The organism is Acinetobacter sp. YH01004, from assembly GCF_013420455.1.
Lineage (GTDB): Bacteria > Pseudomonadota > Gammaproteobacteria > Pseudomonadales > Moraxellaceae > Acinetobacter > Acinetobacter towneri.
In genome coordinates this window covers 60,721-78,583 of the sequence record NZ_VOXZ01000012.1, presented here as the reverse complement: position 1 = coordinate 78,583, position 17,863 = coordinate 60,721, and the positions used below count along the sequence as shown (strand labels likewise).

General features: G+C 41.9%; 17 protein-coding genes and 1 riboswitch. Of the genes, 9 read left to right on the top strand and 8 right to left on the bottom strand.

Annotation, left to right across the window (positions count from 1 at the left end; genetic code table 11):
* Window positions 1-9: 9 nt before the first annotated feature.
* The 6 genes from FTT71_RS09530 to FTT71_RS09505 all read right to left on the bottom strand — a co-directional run bounded on the left by FTT71_RS09530 (window position 10) and on the right by FTT71_RS09505 (window position 5,847).
* On the bottom strand, window positions 10-1,203 hold the full coding sequence (locus FTT71_RS09530) for a heme biosynthesis protein HemY (protein ID WP_180160904.1): 1,194 nt from the start codon (window positions 1,201-1,203) through the stop codon (window positions 10-12).
* Window positions 1,204-2,040 carry a hypothetical protein gene (locus FTT71_RS09525; RefSeq protein WP_180160903.1) on the bottom strand — a complete coding sequence of 279 codons (837 nt, stop codon included), beginning with the start codon at window positions 2,038-2,040 and terminating at the stop codon, window positions 1,204-1,206.
* Entirely contained in the window at window positions 2,037-2,816 is a 780-nt protein-coding gene (locus FTT71_RS09520) for a uroporphyrinogen-III synthase (protein ID WP_180160902.1), read from the bottom strand. Before FTT71_RS09520 ends, FTT71_RS09525 begins: the two co-directional genes overlap by 4 nt.
* Before the next feature lie 21 nt (window positions 2,817-2,837).
* A complete protein-coding gene (gene hemC, locus FTT71_RS09515; protein WP_096901970.1) occupies window positions 2,838-3,758 on the bottom strand; it encodes a hydroxymethylbilane synthase in 921 nt (306 codons plus the stop codon).
* Between the two features lie 122 nt (window positions 3,759-3,880).
* Entirely contained in the window at window positions 3,881-4,621 is a 741-nt protein-coding gene (locus FTT71_RS09510) for a LytTR family DNA-binding domain-containing protein (RefSeq protein ID WP_104852924.1), read from the bottom strand.
* 71 nt (window positions 4,622-4,692) lie between these two features.
* On the bottom strand, window positions 4,693-5,847 hold the full coding sequence (locus FTT71_RS09505; protein ID WP_167845708.1) for a sensor histidine kinase: 1,155 nt from the start codon (window positions 5,845-5,847) through the stop codon (window positions 4,693-4,695).
* On the opposite strand from FTT71_RS09505, the gene argH reads away from it, so the two are divergent.
* Window positions 5,838-7,268: an argininosuccinate lyase gene (gene argH, locus FTT71_RS09500; RefSeq protein WP_180060483.1), complete on the top strand. Its 1,431-nt coding sequence runs from the start codon at window positions 5,838-5,840 to the stop codon at window positions 7,266-7,268. The two genes, FTT71_RS09505 and argH, sit on opposite strands and share 10 nt — an antisense overlap.
* 14 nt (window positions 7,269-7,282) lie before the next feature.
* Complete coding sequence (locus FTT71_RS09495; RefSeq protein ID WP_004975738.1) at window positions 7,283-7,555, top strand: oxidative damage protection protein; 273 nt, start codon at window positions 7,283-7,285, stop codon at window positions 7,553-7,555.
* Window positions 7,556-8,124: 569 nt separating this feature from the next.
* Here the strand turns inward: FTT71_RS09495 and phoU are convergent.
* Both phoU and FTT71_RS09485 read right to left on the bottom strand, forming a co-directional pair.
* Window positions 8,125-8,847 (bottom strand): phosphate signaling complex protein PhoU, encoded by a 723-nt coding sequence (gene phoU, locus FTT71_RS09490; RefSeq protein WP_004975736.1) that lies wholly within the window; start codon window positions 8,845-8,847, stop codon window positions 8,125-8,127.
* Window positions 8,848-9,297: 450 nt separating this feature from the next.
* Entirely contained in the window at window positions 9,298-10,635 is a 1,338-nt protein-coding gene (locus tag FTT71_RS09485; RefSeq protein WP_104852922.1) for a TolC family outer membrane protein, read from the bottom strand.
* A gap of 431 nt (window positions 10,636-11,066) precedes the next feature.
* Here FTT71_RS09485 and FTT71_RS09480 point away from each other — a divergent pair, with 431 nt between their 5' ends.
* The 7 genes from FTT71_RS09480 (at window position 11,067) to FTT71_RS09450 (ending at window position 17,855) form a co-directional block, all read left to right on the top strand.
* Window positions 11,067-12,131 carry a hypothetical protein gene (locus FTT71_RS09480; protein WP_131260985.1) on the top strand — a complete coding sequence of 355 codons (1,065 nt, stop codon included), beginning with the start codon at window positions 11,067-11,069 and terminating at the stop codon, window positions 12,129-12,131.
* A gap of 99 nt (window positions 12,132-12,230) precedes the next feature.
* Window positions 12,231-12,378, top strand: a riboswitch (TPP riboswitch).
* A 102-nt stretch (window positions 12,379-12,480) separates the two neighbouring features.
* Complete coding sequence (thiC, locus tag FTT71_RS09475) at window positions 12,481-14,376, top strand: phosphomethylpyrimidine synthase ThiC (protein ID WP_096901934.1); 1,896 nt, start codon at window positions 12,481-12,483, stop codon at window positions 14,374-14,376.
* Between the two features lie 77 nt (window positions 14,377-14,453).
* Window positions 14,454-15,074: an NUDIX domain-containing protein gene (locus FTT71_RS09470; RefSeq protein WP_004975729.1), complete on the top strand. Its 621-nt coding sequence runs from the start codon at window positions 14,454-14,456 to the stop codon at window positions 15,072-15,074.
* Window positions 15,075-15,084: 10 nt separating this feature from the next.
* Window positions 15,085-15,891, top strand: a complete 807-nt coding sequence (gene cpdA, locus FTT71_RS09465) for a 3',5'-cyclic-AMP phosphodiesterase (protein WP_004975727.1) — start codon at window positions 15,085-15,087, stop codon at window positions 15,889-15,891.
* 212 nt (window positions 15,892-16,103) lie between these two features.
* Window positions 16,104-16,631 (top strand): RNA polymerase-binding protein DksA, encoded by a 528-nt coding sequence (gene dksA, locus FTT71_RS09460; protein WP_004975725.1) that lies wholly within the window; start codon window positions 16,104-16,106, stop codon window positions 16,629-16,631.
* Between the two features lie 2 nt (window positions 16,632-16,633).
* Window positions 16,634-17,563: a tRNA glutamyl-Q(34) synthetase GluQRS gene (gene gluQRS / locus FTT71_RS09455; RefSeq protein ID WP_004975723.1), complete on the top strand. Its 930-nt coding sequence runs from the start codon at window positions 16,634-16,636 to the stop codon at window positions 17,561-17,563.
* A gap of 52 nt (window positions 17,564-17,615) precedes the next feature.
* Window positions 17,616-17,855, top strand: coding sequence for a zinc-ribbon domain-containing protein (locus FTT71_RS09450; RefSeq protein ID WP_104852920.1), 240 nt, complete (start codon window positions 17,616-17,618; stop codon window positions 17,853-17,855).
* Window positions 17,856-17,863: the final 8 nt, after the last annotated feature.

Below are 17,863 nucleotides of genomic sequence, written 5' to 3'. Positions count from 1 at the left end.
AACTCACCCTTAAATTTTAATTTCGACAAAATTAGAATTATTTTCAAAGATTAAATTTAACTGTTTTAATAATTCAGGCTGATCTTTTAAATTAGATTTAACTCTTAAATAACTCATTAATACGTGTTCAGGATATAAATCCAGTAATTGCTCGGCTTCTGAATAACGCGCTGTTGCTGTAAAAATATGCCATTTGGCAAAACTAAATACAGGTAATGCAGGGTATTTCTGTTCCCACAGATTTATTTGCTTTTCAATTTTGGCATAATCAGGTTGTTGTTTTAACAACTGCTGTTGGAACCATAAATAAAACACTTCCTGATTAAACTGTTCACTCAACATCTGTACCGCAAGACGTTCATGTTGTGCGGCCAAATCAGGCAGACGCGACAATAACTTCAACCACAACACCTGAATGGCATAAGACTGACTGAAAATCTGCTCACTTAAATCACTATAACGCTGCTGCAAAGCCTGTAAATTTTCTGCATCAGCCTGCTCAAATTGGGTTAATAACTCAGTCAGCCACTTTTGCTTGGTGTCTGCATCTAAATGCCCGTATTTGGTCGAACGTAAATAATGCCAAGGATATTGCGTGGCAAATTCGCCCCACAAGGCAATTAGACGCTTTTGATAAGCCGTTTTGACTTTAAATAACCACGGCGATAATTCGTGCTGATTCAAAAACTCTAAATGCGTCAAAGCTTGTTCAGGTTGTTGCTGCGCCAAATAAATTTCAATACGCTGTATTTCTGCCAACTCAAACGCCATAGAACTGCTTTGATTTAAAGCAGCCAATGCTTGCGGATATTGCTGTTGAATGGAGTACATACGTGCTTCCATCACCCCTTTCAGCAAACCTGACTGGGCAAACACCTGTCGAATAAATTGGTGTTGATCTTCTGCAGCATCTAGCAACCAAATGACCGCGAATTGCTCATAAGGATGCAGATTTTTAAAGTTAAATACTGTTTCAACCTTACGCTGCTCACGGCTAAAATAACGCTTTAACAACAACCATAAAATTTGTAGTGAAACACTGATCGATAAGAAAAAGAACAACAACAACCAAATATTGGTTTGTAATTGCCATTCGCGCCAATACACATAAACATAGCCTGAACCATACCCATAACTCAGTACGCTCAGCAAAGCGACCAGTACAATACTGACCACCACATAGGCGAGTAAAATCTGTTTCATTTACACCGCCCCCAATAAAGCACGCGTTTTTAAACTTGGTGTTGGAACGATATTTAAATTTTTAATTTTTTCTAATTGCTGAACCAATTGCTGTGCTTTCTGATCAGGTAATTGTTGTAATAACTGAATAATGTCATTCACTTCTTGTTGGTATTGCACATATTGACCTTGCATAAAGACTTGTCGAGCCAGCAATAGACGCAATTGTGCTTCTTTTAAAATAATCTGGCGCTGCATCAACTGTGTCGCAGGTTGCTTGGCAGATTCAATACTCAGCCATTTTTGCCAAAAAAAACGATCATCGACATCGGCAGGGTTCAGCTCAGGTTGTTGAGCTTGCTGTTTTAATTGTTGATCTAACTGTTGTAACAACTGACCTACTTGTTGATATTGCGCATCACGTGTTGTTATAAATTGTTGAATTTGTTTCTGATCTTGCTGAATAACTTGGTGCAAACTTTGTTTCAAAGCAGGGGCTAACGCATATTCGTTTAACTCACGGTCTAAATTTGCCAGTTTTTCAGTCGCATAGTGAAATTGTTGTTGCTGTAAGGAAAATTCCACCAAATCCAATTGCTGCGCCACCATATCTACTGGTTGAATCGCATCTTCTTGCTGCACAGCGCTGGATACTGCGGACTGTTCTGGCGCATCTTGGGTATAATTACGGCGCTGCAAAGCCACCAACTGATCATTTAAATTGGCATTGGTTTTTTCTACAAGATGCAAACTTTGACTGAGTTGCTGTTGTTGCGCTGAAATTTGCATCACATCAAAACTTAATTTGACGATCCAGACCAAAGCGATCAACACCACTATCACAACCAGTTTTTTCATAGTTTTCCTTGCATGCGCATCATTTGCTGCAATATTAATTCTGTTTTTAAATGGGTCAACTTGAATACGTTATATTTTGTATGATGCTGCGTTTGATAATCGAGCAAAATTTTCTCTAAACGATCACCCAATACCCAATAATGACCTTTGTTCAGTAGATCGAAATCCCGCTGAATTAAGCTTAGCCAGTTTAACCAACTGGCTTCACTGCTGATCATCATGATAAATTCTGAAGATTGTATTAAACGTGCGCGTACTGCCTGCATTTTTTCAATAGAACTGGCAGGACACTCCCGCCGATACAATACAAAATTATGGATCTGCATCCCCTGATCAAGTAGTGTTTGCATCATAAATTGCCGACCGCCCACACCACGCCAAAAGGCAATTTGTGTGCCGACTTTCAAATTTTGCAAACACGGCAAACTCAGCATCCCTTCGGAAGTTTCAACCTGTGGGACTTCACTGTAAAGACCATATCCACTTAAAACTTCTGCAGTTTTTTCGCCCACAGCCACCCAACGTATATGCTGCAAATCCTGCAATGATATTTGGCTTCGGGCTAAATATTGCATCCCAATATCGACAGCAGTCGGACTAACCACCACAATAATATGCGTGTGAGGCAACTGGGCATATAAATTAGCCAGTTGCTCCGACCACGGCTGTGCAGAAAGCTGCAACAAGGGCAAATCAATGACCTCAATATGCTGTTGTTGCAAAGCCTGAGTTAAGGCCTCTGCACGATCTTGAGGTCGGGTATTAATGAAGAGCATGGGCTTCTGGTGCAATATGAATTATTGATACAGGGCTTTGAGTAATTCGCCCGCACCCTGTGCCAATAAAGCTTTTGCCAATTCTTCACCTAGCATTTCAGCCTGTTCAGGTGCGCCAAATTGCACAGCTTTAAGAATGGTTTGCCCATCGACACTACCAACACGACCTTCAATCTGCAACTGACCATTCTGCAAAGTTGCGTAGCCTGCAATTGGCACCTGACAACCGCCTTCCAAGTAGGCATTAAAAGCACGTTCGGCACGTACACAGACATTGGTTTCGGCATGCATTAACGGCAAAATTAAATCCAACACCGCCTGATCTTGGCTACGACATTCCAGACCCAAAGCCCCTTGCCCAACGGCAGGTAAGCTCACATCAGGCTGAATGGTATGACGAATACGCTCTGCCAAGCCCAAACGCTTTAATCCTGCACTGGCTAAAATAATCGCGTCATACTGACCATCATCTAGCTTAGACAAGCGCGTACCCACATTGCCACGTAAATCAATAATCTCTAAATCTGGACGTGCTTTTAAAATTTGGCATTTACGGCGCAAGCTTGAGGTTCCAACTTTAGCGCCCTGTGGTAAATCTGCAAAACTGGCATAGTGATTCGACACAAAGGCATCGAGTGGGTCTTCACGCTCACAAATGACCGCCAAGCTCAGACCTTCAGGCAATGCCATGGGTACATCTTTCATAGAATGTACGGCTAAATCGGCACGCCCATCCATTAAAGCGGCTTCTAATTCTTTGACAAATAAGCCCTTCCCCCCAATTTTTGCCAATGGGGTATCTAAAATTTTATCGCCCTGCGTGACAAAGGTCACCAACTCAACAGTTAAATCGGCATGCATCGCCTCTAAGCGGGCACGAATGTGTTCAGCCTGCCATAACGCAAGCGGGCTTTGTCGAGTTGCAATTTTCAGGGTTTTCATCATAGTGGCTAAGCAAGATAAATAAGTTCATCTAAACTTAACCTGATCCCCTAAAAATGCAAGTCTATTTCTTTACCGATTTATCAATCTGTTGCGTATTCATCTGCGATGATGCTGACAAATTAGAGTTTTTGGATGCGTTCTCGCAATAAAGGCAAATGTCGTCGGCTAACAGCCAAACGCTCATCTAGCTCACGGCAACGTACCTGATACTGTCCTGAATTGACCACTTCTAGCCCCTCCAAAAACTGAATCGAGACCAAGGCATTTCGGTGAATCCGAATAAACTGATCACCAAACTCGGTTTCTAAATCTTTCAGCGTTTCATCAATCAGGACACTGCCATTTTTATGACGCACAGTGACATATTTCTGATCAGCTAAAAAATAGTAGATATTTTCTATTGGCACCAATTCTACACCGCGATAGGTTTTCGCCGCGATTTGGTGACGTTTTATTTTTAATTCGTCCATATTTTCTTTTTGTTTTAAATGACTCATCTGCGCTTGCGTGAGTTTTGTTAAATGATCTAAAACCTGTTGCAATTCCTGTTGCATTATCGGTTTTAACAAATAGCCTTCCGCATTGGATTTAAACGCATCAAGTGCGTGTTCATCATAAGCGGTACAAAACACAATGGCTGGCATAGGGTCAAGCTCACGCAAATGTTGAGCACAACTTAGACCATCCATTCCCGGCATTTGAATATCTAATAATATGACATCCGGCTGATGTTCATCCGCCAGTTCAATCGCCTGTTGCCCATGAGCTGCCGTTGCCACCACATGATGCCCCAGTTGAGTGACCAAACGTGATAATCGCTCTCTAGCTAGAGGCTCATCATCACAAATTAGGATGTCCATTTTTCCTCCTTTTTAAGTCAATAACTTTATTTTTATCAAGTCTAGAAAAATCAGAGCAATCACAGCTTATTTTATTTATAACGGTATTGCAGCACCGTGGTGTACATACCATTCCCCGCATAATTTTTGAAAGTAACACTGCGCCCATAATACGCTTTTAAGCGCTGTTCCACGTTTTGCAGTGCAATCCCATGTCCAGATCTTAAATTTATTTTATCGCTGACATACGGATTTGTAATGACAATATTGACTTGGTTTTGCAATATTTCGATCAATATACTTATCGTACTCTTTGCTAAAACTTTTTCAACTCCATGAAAAATACTATTTTCTAGCAAGGGTTGTAAAGTTAATAACGGAATTTGTACCTGACTGAGCAGTTGCGGTTGTTCAATTTTCCATTCTACCGCCAACCGATCACCCAAACGAATTTGTTCAATCTCTAAATATCGCTGGCAAAGTTCAATCTCATCTTTCAGGCTCACCAGTTTTAATTCCTGCAAACTGGCACGGAATAAACGTGATAAATTCAGCAGCATCTGCTCGGCTTTATCGGGATCAATTGCAATTAGACTGATCACATTATTTAAGCTGTTAAACAAAAAGTGTGGATGAATACGGGCCTGCATAGCATGCACCCGCGCTTGCAATTCGCTATGCCGCTGCTGAATAGCTTGTTCTCGGACATAGATATAACGAAAGCAAAACGCACCCAATAGCACGCCATAACTCAAATGCAGTCCGACACCTTGTAACAGATCATCTATACCAAACTGCTGTAGATGAAAGTTTTGCCCAAAATGCAACAAGGTATTTAAACTGAGCGTGGTCAGCAACACGATGCCTTGCAGCAGCAAAAAACTGACCAAAAAAGATAAACTCAAGCCCATGCGTAAAAAACGCGCCTGAAAAAACTCCACCAAGGCCGCAAAACACAACACCACCCAATTGATATAGAGTACGTATTGCAGCACCCGAGCAAAACTTAAGCCGTGCCAACCTTGTGCTTCAGCCAGTGCCAAAACCATTGCCAAGGCATTACTGCCAATAAATAATTCAATTAGATATTGCCAACGTCCTATTTTCGTAAAAAAATACAGCTCATGTTGTTCTGCCTGCGTATCAGCATAAGTTTGATTGGCTTGTTCTTCGGCAAGTGAATCTGAATTTGTTATACTCTTGTCCAAATCACCGCTTTTTACTTTATTGAGCCGATATGACCACATCTTCTAATTCCTCAAATCCGTCACAAGCCCAAACTTCGGGTATGTGGGGCGGTCGTTTCTCTGAAGCGACTGATGCTTTTGTTGCTGAATTTACAGCATCTGTTCAATTTGACCAACGCTTTTATAAACAAGATATTGCTGGCTCAATTGCGCATGCAACGATGCTTGCCAAAGTAGGCGTACTTACGACTGAAGAGCGTGACGATATTATTCAAGGTTTAAATACCATTCAGGCTGAAATTGAAGCAGGTCAATTTGAATGGCGTATTGACCTTGAAGATGTCCACATGAACATCGAATCACGCCTTACTCAACGTATTGGCATTACAGGTAAAAAATTACATACAGGTCGTAGCCGTAACGACCAGGTGGCAACCGATATTCGTTTGTATGTCCGTGACGAAATTGATGCCATTTTAGAATTATTAAAAAAATTACAACACGGCATTTTAAGCTTGGCAGCCAAAAACACCCACACCATTATGCCTGGTTTTACTCATTTACAAACCGCACAGCCTGTGACTTTTGGTCATCACCTTATGGCGTGGTTTGAAATGTTGGTACGTGACTCTGAGCGTTTAATTGACTGCCGCAAACGTGTTAATCGTATGCCTTTAGGTTCTGCCGCTTTGGCAGGTACCACTTACCCAATTGACCGCGCTTTTACCGCAGAATTATTGGGCTTTGAAGCCGTATCTGAAAACTCGCTAGATGCTGTATCAGACCGTGATTTCGGAATTGAGTTTAACGCTGCTGCATCGTTAATTATGATGCACTTGTCACGCATGTCTGAAGAGCTGATTTTATGGACATCGGCACAATTTAAGTTTGTGAATATTCCAGACCGTTTCTGCACAGGCTCATCCATTATGCCGCAGAAGAAAAACCCAGACGTACCTGAATTGGTGCGTGGTAAAACTGGTCGTGTCTATGGCGATTTAATGAGCCTATTAACCCTAATGAAAGGTCAGCCTTTGGCTTACAACAAAGACAACCAAGAAGACAAAGAACCTTTATTTGATGCAATTGATACCGTACGTGGCTCACTCATGGCATTTGCCGACATGATTCCTGCCTTAGTACCAAATATTGCAGAAATGCGTGAAGCAGCATTGCGTGGTTTCTCTACCGCAACCGACCTTGCCGATTACTTGGTAAAAAATGGCGTGGCCTTCCGTGATGCGCATGAAATTGTAGGTAAAGCCGTAGCCTTGGGTGTTCAAGAAGGTAAAGACCTGTCTGAACTGAGCTTAGCGCAATTACAACAATTCTCAGATTTAATTCAAGCTGATGTATTTGAAAAAGCACTGACCCTTGAAGCCTCTGTAAATGCACGTGATCATATTGGCGGTACAGCGCCTGCACAAGTTGCAGCGGCAATTGAACGTGCTCAAACACGTCTTGCTCAACTTTATGCATAATCAGGAAGTGAGAGATGTCTAAACAAGTATTTTGTCGTAAATATCAAACCGACATGGAAGCGATGGATTTCGCTCCTTTTCCGGGTGCCAAAGGTCAAGAATTACTTGAAACGGTATCTAAACAGGCTTGGCAGGAATGGCTCAAACACCAAACTACGCTCATTAATGAAAAGCGTTTAAATGTGTTTGAACCTGAAGCGAAAAAGTTTTTGGAAGAACAACGTGAGAAGTTTCTCAACAATGATGCCAGTTTGGAAGTCGCAGAAGGCTTAAAACCTCAAAACTAATCCAAGTACTGTTTTTTCATTTTGGAAAATTCAAACCTTGTTTATTTTACAATTAAAAGAGTCTTTATGAAGGCTCTTTTTTTATAATCTTATTTATGATGAATTACAACAACAGTACTTTAAATAAATGAAAATAGATTCAAAAAGTTAAGCTAATTTCCTATTTTCATTTCTCGATTGAAGCGTATATTTTATAGTCACAACAAAACACTTAACAATAGATTAATTATTGATTTCAAAAAGAATAGTTTAAAAAATAATCACACTAAAAATAATGTAATTTAAAAATACATTTGCATATAAAACGCTACATTCCACTACAATAAACCACATGATTCTTGAGTGTGATTTCCCTATACTTATTTTCAAGGAGATAAGCAATTATCTCTCACTATAATAAATATCCCCGATTTCAATCTCAGATTTCCCCCAAAGTCTGAGATTTTTTTTATCCAAAATTCAGGCTGTTTCAAAATCTTAAAGATCAGCAAAAAATCCAAAAGACTCATTCAAGCCATAAAAAAAGCCCCATCATTAGATGAGGCTGAATATTCAAAAAAAAGCTGAACTTAGCGTTCCTGTACTTTTTCTTCAATTTCTTTGACGCTGGTATGACGTACGTCAAAACCTTTGACCATATAAATCACTTGTTCTGAAATATTTCGTGCGTGGTCACCAATACGCTCTAATGAACGTAACACCCACATCACATTAATCACACGTGAAATATGACGCGGATCTTCAATCATATACGTCATAAGAGTACGTGTTGCAGATTGATATTCACGGTCAATATCGGCATCGGCAAGTAAAACACGCAGTGCTTGATCGACATCTAAACGCGCAAAAGCATCCAGTGCATCGTGAATCATGACGCGCACTTGGTTACCAATATGACGTGTTTCCATATAGCCGCGTGGCGAACCACCTTCTTCACATAAGTTTTGGGCAATACGGGCAATTTTTGCAGCTTCATCACCAATACGCTCTAAGTCAGTATTGGCTTTAGACATGGCAATCACCATACGCAAATCAATTGCGGCTGGATGACGACGCGCCAAAATCAACGTTAAGGCTTCATCAATTTCGGTTTCCATGCGATTGACAACATTGTCTTGGAACTGAACTTCTACCGCCAAGGCTGCATCGGTATCCAAGAGTGCGTGAATCGAGTTGGCAACCTGCTGCTCTACCAAACCACCCATGGCCATAAATTTGGTATTTACATCCTGCAAATCTTCATTGAACTGAGAAGAAATATGGTGACTTAACACAGGATTATTCGTACTCAAGGAATACACTCCACAACAAAAGGATAGACTGACGCAATGATTGAATATTAAAGCACAGCAATGATGACGTTTTTATGACATTTTCTCACCAAACTCTCAAGTCTGATCGTTTCTGTCTTTAAACAGCATAAGCCATTCAGATGACAAAATGACTTGGGTCTGTTGACATTTCGTCTATGTTTGCGGCAACGCATATTTTTTAGCTGATATAAGGCATGGGACAGGAAATTTAGTCATTCTAAATGACTGACTCATAAAGCAATAGTAGCAAAAATATGCTCGCCCCCTTGCGCAGCAAACAAAGCAACGCTTTGTTCTTGCTCATGTGGCTAAAACTTTCTCAGATTGCGTTATGAAACTTGGCAATAGTCTCGCTATTCCCTGCGTTTCATGCCTGATCTGCTCAGTTTTAGCCTACAGCGCAAGCCATTTATGAAATGTCAACAGACCCTATATGGCTTTCCGAATCAACCAAGCATTCATTTCCTGCACATCTTGTTCAGTCAATTGCCCAACGGCTGCTTTCAACTGTAACACATGCTTCAAATAGTCATACTGTGCATTGAGATAATCCTGCTTGGCAGAAAAGGCGTTACGCTGTGCCAATAGTACATCCACCATGGTTTTTAAACCTTCCTGATATTGCGCTTTGGATGCTCGTGCCACTAAATCTGCTGAATTCATTGCAGCCTGTCGCGCCTGCAATTTGGCTTGATCAGTTTCGACTTGTAAATATGCCTGTTTCACATCGGTATTGGCTTTACGGATTGCTGCATCTAGCTCGGCTTCAGATTTTTGTACCAAAACCACTGCTTTTTGCACATTTTTATTGACCCGCCCACCGCTAAACACATTCCAGTTCATTTCAATCCCGACCTGGTCGAACTGACCATCGGGCGACATGATACTTTCAGGGCTTTGTTTGGCATAACCATAACTGCCCACAGCTTCTACCTGCGGATAACGTGCTGCTTGTTCAACCCGACGTGCATCTTCGGCATATTGTCGCTGCAAACGTGCCTGTTGAATAGCCAAATTTTGAGTTTGTGCCAATTGCGACCATGCCTCTAAACTTTCAGGCACAGGTTTTTGAAATTGAAAGTCATCTCGCAAAACTGCCAAACTTTCTTGATATGGCCCAATCAATTGTGCCAACTGCTCTTGTGCCAAAACCAACTGCACATGTGTTCCAATCCTGTTCGCTCGTGCATTTTGATATTGCGCATTGGCTTCACTGACTTCACTTTTAGCCACCAAACCTTCACGCAGTTTGGCATTCATCATATTGAGCTGTTCCAACAAAGCTTTTTCTTCTTGTAAATATGCTGTTGTTAAAGACTGCTGTCTCAGCACATTAAAATACGCTTCTGATACATTCAAAATATGTTGCTGTTGTTGTAAACGTAAGGTGACTTCACTCAGGCTTAACGAGGTTTTGACTTGTTTCAGGGCTTGCCAAGCATCCCAACGAAATAAAGGCTGACGTGCTGTTAACGCGACTTGACGTGAAGTTGAAGATGAACTGCTTAAAAGCTCTGGCGAGGAACTGGCAATATTGACTCGACTCATTTCCTGACTTTTACGGGTGATATTGCCCGACAGAGTCACAGTTGGCAGTAAATTGCCTTGCGCAAGCCCTAAATTTAATTGATCGGCCTGATATTGTAATTGCTGTGCGCGCCAAGTCGGATCGCTATTTTGAGCACGCTGATAGGCTTGCATTAAATCCAAAGCAAAAGCACTTGAACTCATCCAACATAAGCATGTCACTAACATCATTTTTTTCATTATTTTTCGATCAACCCACTCTGTAATTTCGCCAATCCTACTGCAATGTATTTTACACTGCCCATACTAAAGCGAATTTGCATTTTTTTCGTATGACTTTCATTAATTTTGATAATTTTTCATATTATTTCAATTCATTGCAATACTTAAGCAAAGCCATACACGTGCTAACAATCACTGCATAAAGTGGCACTTACTCACAGGCATGTAACCAAACTCTAGCAGAATACTACAATTTACTCCGCGGCTTTGACTTTACAATGCAAGCTCTCCCTTTGTCCTTCGACCCAAGCTTCTAAAACCGTGTGTCTCACAGCGGATATTTTAAATTTAGAATTTTGGTATGAATGACTCATTTTGAATTTTTGGAATCCATAGTGCCTAAATGAAGGCACTAGATGATGAATGAATACTCATGTTGAATTGCTGTAATGGTTAAATTTCTTCGCACCAGTAAACTTGCCCTACTGCTTGGCAGTTGTCTGTGTTTGCTCGCCTGCCAAAATTCAGATACGCCTCCCGTAGCTGAACCACCAAAGGTACAGGCCAGTGCCAGCGAACCTGTAGATTTGACCCAAATGTGTGAAAACATTCAGCACAATATGCAGCAAATTGACAATACCCGCACCACGTTTGCGCTAGAACAAATTAATCAGGATTTAAAAGTTTGCCTACCGTTGCTACCTTTAAATGAGCAATTAAATTTACTCAATCTTTCGACCCAAATGTATCAACGCTTTTTGCATGTAGAACGCAGCGCTGCAGAACAAGCCGCTTTTGATCAACATGCTTTTGATATGGCGCAGCATCCGACCATTCAGCAAAGTCATTTTGAAAACTTTGCCTTGCGTGATCAATATTTATTGAAACATAAGGGACAAGCCTATTTAGAGCTATACGATGCAGGTGAAGCACAGTTGGTTTATCGTCGTAGCCCACAATACTTAGCCATTATTTTTGCGCCTTACATGCCCGATGCCGAGCAGATTTTTATTGAAAGAATGGCCAATGACAATATGCAGCACAGCTTGCGTGATGGTGGACTCACCCTTGATGCTGCCGATTTGGCAGAACGCGCCTTATTTTGGGAAGATTACGTGCAGCGTTATCCTAAAAGTCACTTTATACGGGATGCACGTTATCTAGCCGAAGTGTATGCCTTGCTGCTGTTTAAAGGCACAGTCAACAGTCCTGTTTCTCAGGATTATGTCGATGAATACAGTATCCAACCTGCCGTATTATTTGAAATTAAAAAACTGGCAAAGTTGCAAAAATCTCCCTTAGCACAGCAAGCGCGTAAATTCCTTGCTTTTTTACACATGAGCAGTGAACAACGACTCACTGAAATTGCAGCACAGCCCACTGCACGTGAACAGCGTGAATATGGCGATGATGCTTTAGTACATGCACAGTTGCATCAATATTTAAATTTAAAGAACATCTCCATCCATGCAAAACGCGATTGTTTTAGTGATGCCGTTTGTATTACTCGCTAATTATCCAAAGTCGCTTAAAGCTCAAATACTTGTCATTAGGCATCAAAGAATAAAAGCCGCGCGAAGCCTGCTTTTATACCAACAACGTGCTACTATTTATACAGCTTGACGGAGCGCGAGTAATTCCTCGCTGAGATTGTGTCCATTCTTTGTTGTTTGCCCAAAGGTCTGCAACACAGATTTAAACCCAAGTACCGTTGAACCTGATCAGGTTAAAACCTGCGTAGGAATCAAGCCACCTAAAAACCCCGCCACACAGTTAATGTTGAACTATTAAAGTTTCAACAACTCAATTGCAATGTTTTTGGTCGTGCTTGATTCGTTGATTTCATTCTTCAGGATCATTGCAATGAACCAATTAACGAATCTATCCCCTGCTGACATTTCTGCTCAACACGAGCAAGATGCCAAAGATTTAACCCGCATTTTGCCAGCATCGAAAAAAGTCTATATTCAAGGCTCACGCCCAGACATTCAGGTGCCAATGCGTGAAATCGAACTGACCGACACCCCAACAGGCTTAGGCGGTGAGCACAATCCGCCGCTCATGGTGTATGACACTTCTGGTGTGTATACCGATCCAAATGTAGAAATTGATCTGAATAAAGGCTTGCCGAACATCCGCGACAGTTGGATTGAAGAGCGCCAAGACACCGAAAAACTAGAAACCCTCAGCTCGGCATTTGGTCAAGAGCGTTTACGCGATATTCGCACTGCAGAGATTCGTTTTGCCCATATTCAAAAGCCACGTCGTGCCAAAGCGGGTAAAAACGTCACCCAAATGCACTATGCCAAACAAGGCATCATTACCCCTGAAATGGAATATATCGCCATTCGTGAAAACCAACGCCAACGCGAAGGTGTCGATATGCGTCAACATCCGGGGCAAAACTTTGGGGCTAAAAATCTGACTGAAATCACACCTGAATTTGTACGTCAGGAAGTAGCTGAAGGCCGTGCAATTATTCCTGCCAACATTAACCACCCAGAATGTGAGCCGATGATTATTGGTCGCAACTTCTTGGTCAAAATCAATGCCAATATTGGTAACTCGGCACTGGGTTCAAGTATTGATGAAGAAGTCGCAAAAATGACTTGGGCGACCCGTTGGGGTGCAGATACCATCATGGATTTATCGACAGGTAAAAACATCCATGAAACCCGTGAATGGATTATCCGCAACTCGCCTGTGCCAATTGGTACTGTACCTATTTATCAGGCACTAGAAAAAGTAAACGGCATTGCCGAAGACCTCACTTGGGAAATCTTTAAAGACACGCTGATTGAACAGGCTGAACAAGGTGTGGATTACTTCACCATTCACGCAGGCGTGTTATTGCGTTATGTACCACTCACGGCCAATCGCTTAACAGGTATTGTATCGCGTGGCGGTTCAATCATGGCGCAATGGTGTTTGGCGCATCATGAAGAAAACTTCCTTTACACACACTTTGATGAAATCTGCGAAATCATGAAAGCTTACGATGTATCGTTCAGCTTAGGTGATGGTTTACGTCCAGGTTGTATTCAAGATGCCAACGATGAAGCACAATTCAGCGAACTGCGAACTTTGGGTGAATTGACTCACCGCGCTTGGGAACATGATGTGCAAGTGATGATTGAAGGCCCGGGGCACGTACCAATGCACATGGTCAAAGAAAATATGGACTTGCAACTTGAAGTCTGTAAAGAAGCACCATTCTATACACTCGGCCCATTAACCACGGATATTGCACCAGGTTATGACCATATTACTTCTGCAATTGGTGCAGCGATGATTGGTTGGTACGGTACTGCAATGTTGTGCTATGTGACACCTAAAGAGCACTTAGGCTTACCGAACAAAAAAGACGTCAAAGACGGCATCATCACCTATAAAATTGCAGCACATGCGGCTGACCTTGCCAAAGGACATCCGGGCGCGCAAGCACGTGACAATGCCTTATCTAAAGCACGTTTTGAATTCCGCTGGGAAGATCAGTTTAACCTGAGCCTTGACCCAGATACCGCACGCAGCATGCATGATGAAACCATGCCAAAAGAAGCGCATAAATCTGCACACTTCTGTTCAATGTGCGGACCGAAGTTCTGCTCCATGAAAATCACGCAAAATGTGAGAGATTATGCACAAAATCAAAATGCTGCGAACAAAACAGAGCAAGTAGATGCAGAGGTAGAATCAGGTCTCAAAGCCATGAAAACCGCTTATCAGGAACATGGTCAAAAATTGTACCATAAGCTATAAATTGTTTAAAAAGCGTTTGTATTCAATCAAATCTCAGTTAGGATGAAATTATGCTTTGCTCATCCTGATGAGAATTTATGAAGATTATTCAACAAGCAACTTATGGACAACACGATGCACAGATTCACCAACGTGAATACCTGTATCGTGGTTTTATTCAGGTTGAAAAAGTCAGCCTGAGCCATCGCTTGTTTAATCAAACTACATATACCCCAGTCCTTCAGCGTGAACTCATTCAACGCCCTGAAGCGGCTGGGGTACTCATTTATGATGCACCACAACAAAAATTTGCCCTGATTGAACAATTCCGTATTGGTGCAATTGATGATTGCGACTCGCCTTGGCAACTCGAAGTGATTGCAGGCGTGCTAGATGGCAATGAATCACCTGAAAGTTGCATTCGTCGTGAAGCTTTGGAAGAATCGGGCTGTGAATTAAAAGAATTACAACATTTATTCAGTTTTTATCCATCTGCGGGTGCATGCGCAGAATTGTTCCACTTATATAGTGCGAGCACCACGTTACCACAGGAAGGTGGCGTGTTTGGTATGCCAGATGAAGGAGAGAATATTCAATTACACATTCTTGATTATCAGGAAATTCCAAACTTGCTGACCAATGGTCGGCTAAAAAACGCACCTGTCATCATGGCATTGCAATGGTTACAACAACAAATTAAAACCGTGAAGGATGTCTAAGGGGTCAGGCATGACTTTATTCTCAAACAATCACCAGCAACGCTGGACAATTGTACAAATTTCAGATACGCACCTCATGAATCAGGAAGATTTAGAGTTTGTGCACATGAATCCTGAACGCAGCTTTCACGCGGTAATGCACGATATTCAACAGCAATATCCGCAGCTCGATGCTATTTTCCATACAGGCGATTTAGCACAAATCCCTGTTGCTGAAACCTATCAGCGTTATTTGCAGTTTATGCAGACTTTGAATACGCCGCATTTCCAGATTCCGGGCAATCATGATGATGCCGCGGTTTTTCCATTCCATTTACAGTCCAATCAAGTTCATGCAATTGAGTTGGGCAATTGGAGTGTCATTTTACTGAATACTGCGGTTAAAGGTCGGATTGATGGCTGGATGGACGCAGCACAATTACAGCAGTTAGATCAGCTTTTACAGCAACATGCGCAGCAGCAGGTGATTATTGCCTGTCATCACCATCCTTTTGATATGCAATCGCACTGGATAGATCAGCACAAACTTAAAAATACCGAAGCCTTAATTGATGTATTGGCACGCCACAACAATGTCAAATTGGTGCTGTGTGGGCATGTGCATCAAGACTCATTAAATGAATGGCAAGGGATTCAATTTTACTCTACGCCTTCGACCTGCGTGCAATTTAAACCACATAGCCAGCACTTTGCGCTTGGGCCTGAGGCACCGGGTTACCGTGTGTTACATTTGAATGCAGATGGCAGTTTTAGCACCCAAGTGCATCGGGTTGAGCATGTCACACAACAAATAAATTTTGAAATTTCAGGTTATTAACTTTCCATTTTATTTTTTTTGCTTTACTTTATGCCTTCAACGAAAAAATGCGATAACACATCCAAACATCAAAGACTATCCATAATCAAAAAAAGTCTATATGATGACGTCCCCCGAAGAGAGAATTCTTTCTGAGGGAGTGGATAAAAACACTTGCATATCACCATATTTTTCGCGTATGAATCTTACGCATATGATGAGGAATGCCCTACATGGCGAATGACAACCAAAATCAAGTCTTGGACGAACAAACAGATCTTGTAGAAGAAAAAGCTACAAAACGCGTGCGTAAGGCAAAGCCAAAGGCTTTAGAGGGTGGTTCTACAGCTAGCTTATTTGGTATTGCACCTTATCAGCCGAAAAAGAATGAAGAATACATGTCTGAAGGACAACTCGAACATTTCCGTCAAATTTTAATGGCGTGGAAAGAAGAGTTAATGTCAGAAGTAGATCGTACACTCAACACCATGCAAGACGAAAATACCGCTTTGCCTGATGTGAATGACCGCGCGACACAAGAAGAAGAATTTGCGATTGAATTACGTACCCGTGACCGTGAACGTAAATTGATTCGTAAAATTGAACAATCCATTGAAGCGATTAAAAACGATGACTATGGTTTCTGTGAAACTTGTGGTATCGAAATTGGTCTGCGTCGTTTAGAAGCACGCCCAACGGCAACGTTATGTATTGACTGCAAAACTTTGGCAGAGATCAAAGAGAAGCAAAATAACGGTTAATTGTGACTGTTGAAAATTCTTTAGCGGAGCATGCTCCCCATGCGCAGCAGCGAGATCATATTTCGCTGACGCGCTACTCAGGTCGGTTTGCGCCATCGCCAACCGGCCCTTTGCATTTTGGCTCTCTCATTACTGCCGTTGCCAGTTATTGCGATGCCAAAGCCCAGCACGGCACTTGGCTGGTACGTATTGAAGATACTGACATCCCACGCATTTACCCTGGCAGTGAAAATCATATCTTGCGTTGTATTGATGCCTTTCAATTTGAGCCGGATGCCGAAATTATTTTCCAGAAAGATCGCCTCGATCTCTATGCAGCCGTGTTGCAACAATTGCAGCAACGCGACTTGGTCTATGCCTGTCAATGCACCCGCAAAATGCTTGGCTCCAATCATATTTATGCAGGGACTTGCCGCAATTTAGGTTTAGATTTTGCCAATCAAGCGATTCGAGTCAAAGTCACAGACCAAGAGATTTGCTTTCAAGACCGCCTGCAAGACAAACAATGTTCCAACCTTGCGCAGGACTTGGGCGATTTTGTCCTAAAACGGCGTGATGGCATTATCAATTATCAACTGGCAGTGGTGGTGGATGATTATTTGCAAGGCATTACCCATGTGGTTCGCGGCGCAGATTTACTCGACAACACCGCACGGCAAATCTATTTGGGGCAACTGTTAGGCTACCCTAAACTCAGCTACACGCACCTGCCTTTAGCCATGAATGCACAAGGGCAAAAACTGTCTAAACAGAACTTGGCACAAGCTTTAGATTTAGCCCAAGCACCGAAGCTGCTACAAGCCGCTTTAACTGCCTTAAATCAAGCCACTGTCGAATTAGACACCCCTGCACGCATGCTTACGCAAGCCATTCAGCAATGGGATCTTTCACGTATTCCTGCAGGCACAGCTTTACACGGCTATTATTTATAAAATTTAAAATTCAGTTATGCTCAAATTGAAATGGATCATTTGAGGTTGTGTCATGTTTTTTATTTTTGGTGTTGGACCGAAAACCAAAGTGGTCGAGAAAAGTCAATTTAGCTGCCCCGTTTGCCGCACTCGCAGTAGCTATGAACTCAGACAGCAACGACAATATTTTTCCTTATTTTTTATTCCCTTGTTTCCTATGTCTAAACAAAAAAATACTACAGTCAAGTGCTTACACTGCGGAACAGTCATGCCAAGCATGGTCTTGCACCATGCTCAGCCAGAAGCGAAATAGAAGGATAA

Coding starts and splice junctions, on each gene's coding strand:
- FTT71_RS09480 (WP_131260985.1), top strand. CDS start 11,067: ATGGTTAAATTTCTTCGCACCAGTAAACTTGCCCTACTGCTTGGCAGT.
- hemC (WP_096901970.1), bottom strand. CDS start 3,758: ATGAAAACCCTGAAAATTGCAACTCGACAAAGCCCGCTTGCGTTATGG.
- dksA (WP_004975725.1), top strand. CDS start 16,104: ATGGCGAATGACAACCAAAATCAAGTCTTGGACGAACAAACAGATCTT.
- FTT71_RS09520 (WP_180160902.1), bottom strand. CDS start 2,816: ATGCTCTTCATTAATACCCGACCTCAAGATCGTGCAGAGGCCTTAACT.
- FTT71_RS09470 (WP_004975729.1), top strand. CDS start 14,454: ATGAAGATTATTCAACAAGCAACTTATGGACAACACGATGCACAGATT.
- FTT71_RS09485 (WP_104852922.1), bottom strand. CDS start 10,635: ATGAAAAAAATGATGTTAGTGACATGCTTATGTTGGATGAGTTCAAGT.
- FTT71_RS09510 (WP_104852924.1), bottom strand. CDS start 4,621: ATGGACATCCTAATTTGTGATGATGAGCCTCTAGCTAGAGAGCGATTA.
- FTT71_RS09505 (WP_167845708.1), bottom strand. CDS start 5,847: ATGTGGTCATATCGGCTCAATAAAGTAAAAAGCGGTGATTTGGACAAG.
- cpdA (WP_004975727.1), top strand. CDS start 15,085: ATGACTTTATTCTCAAACAATCACCAGCAACGCTGGACAATTGTACAA.
- FTT71_RS09450 (WP_104852920.1), top strand. CDS start 17,616: ATGTTTTTTATTTTTGGTGTTGGACCGAAAACCAAAGTGGTCGAGAAA.
- FTT71_RS09495 (WP_004975738.1), top strand. CDS start 7,283: ATGTCTAAACAAGTATTTTGTCGTAAATATCAAACCGACATGGAAGCG.
- argH (WP_180060483.1), top strand. CDS start 5,838: ATGACCACATCTTCTAATTCCTCAAATCCGTCACAAGCCCAAACTTCG.
- FTT71_RS09530 (WP_180160904.1), bottom strand. CDS start 1,203: ATGAAACAGATTTTACTCGCCTATGTGGTGGTCAGTATTGTACTGGTC.
- FTT71_RS09525 (WP_180160903.1), bottom strand. CDS start 2,040: ATGAAAAAACTGGTTGTGATAGTGGTGTTGATCGCTTTGGTCTGGATC.
- thiC (WP_096901934.1), top strand. CDS start 12,481: ATGAACCAATTAACGAATCTATCCCCTGCTGACATTTCTGCTCAACAC.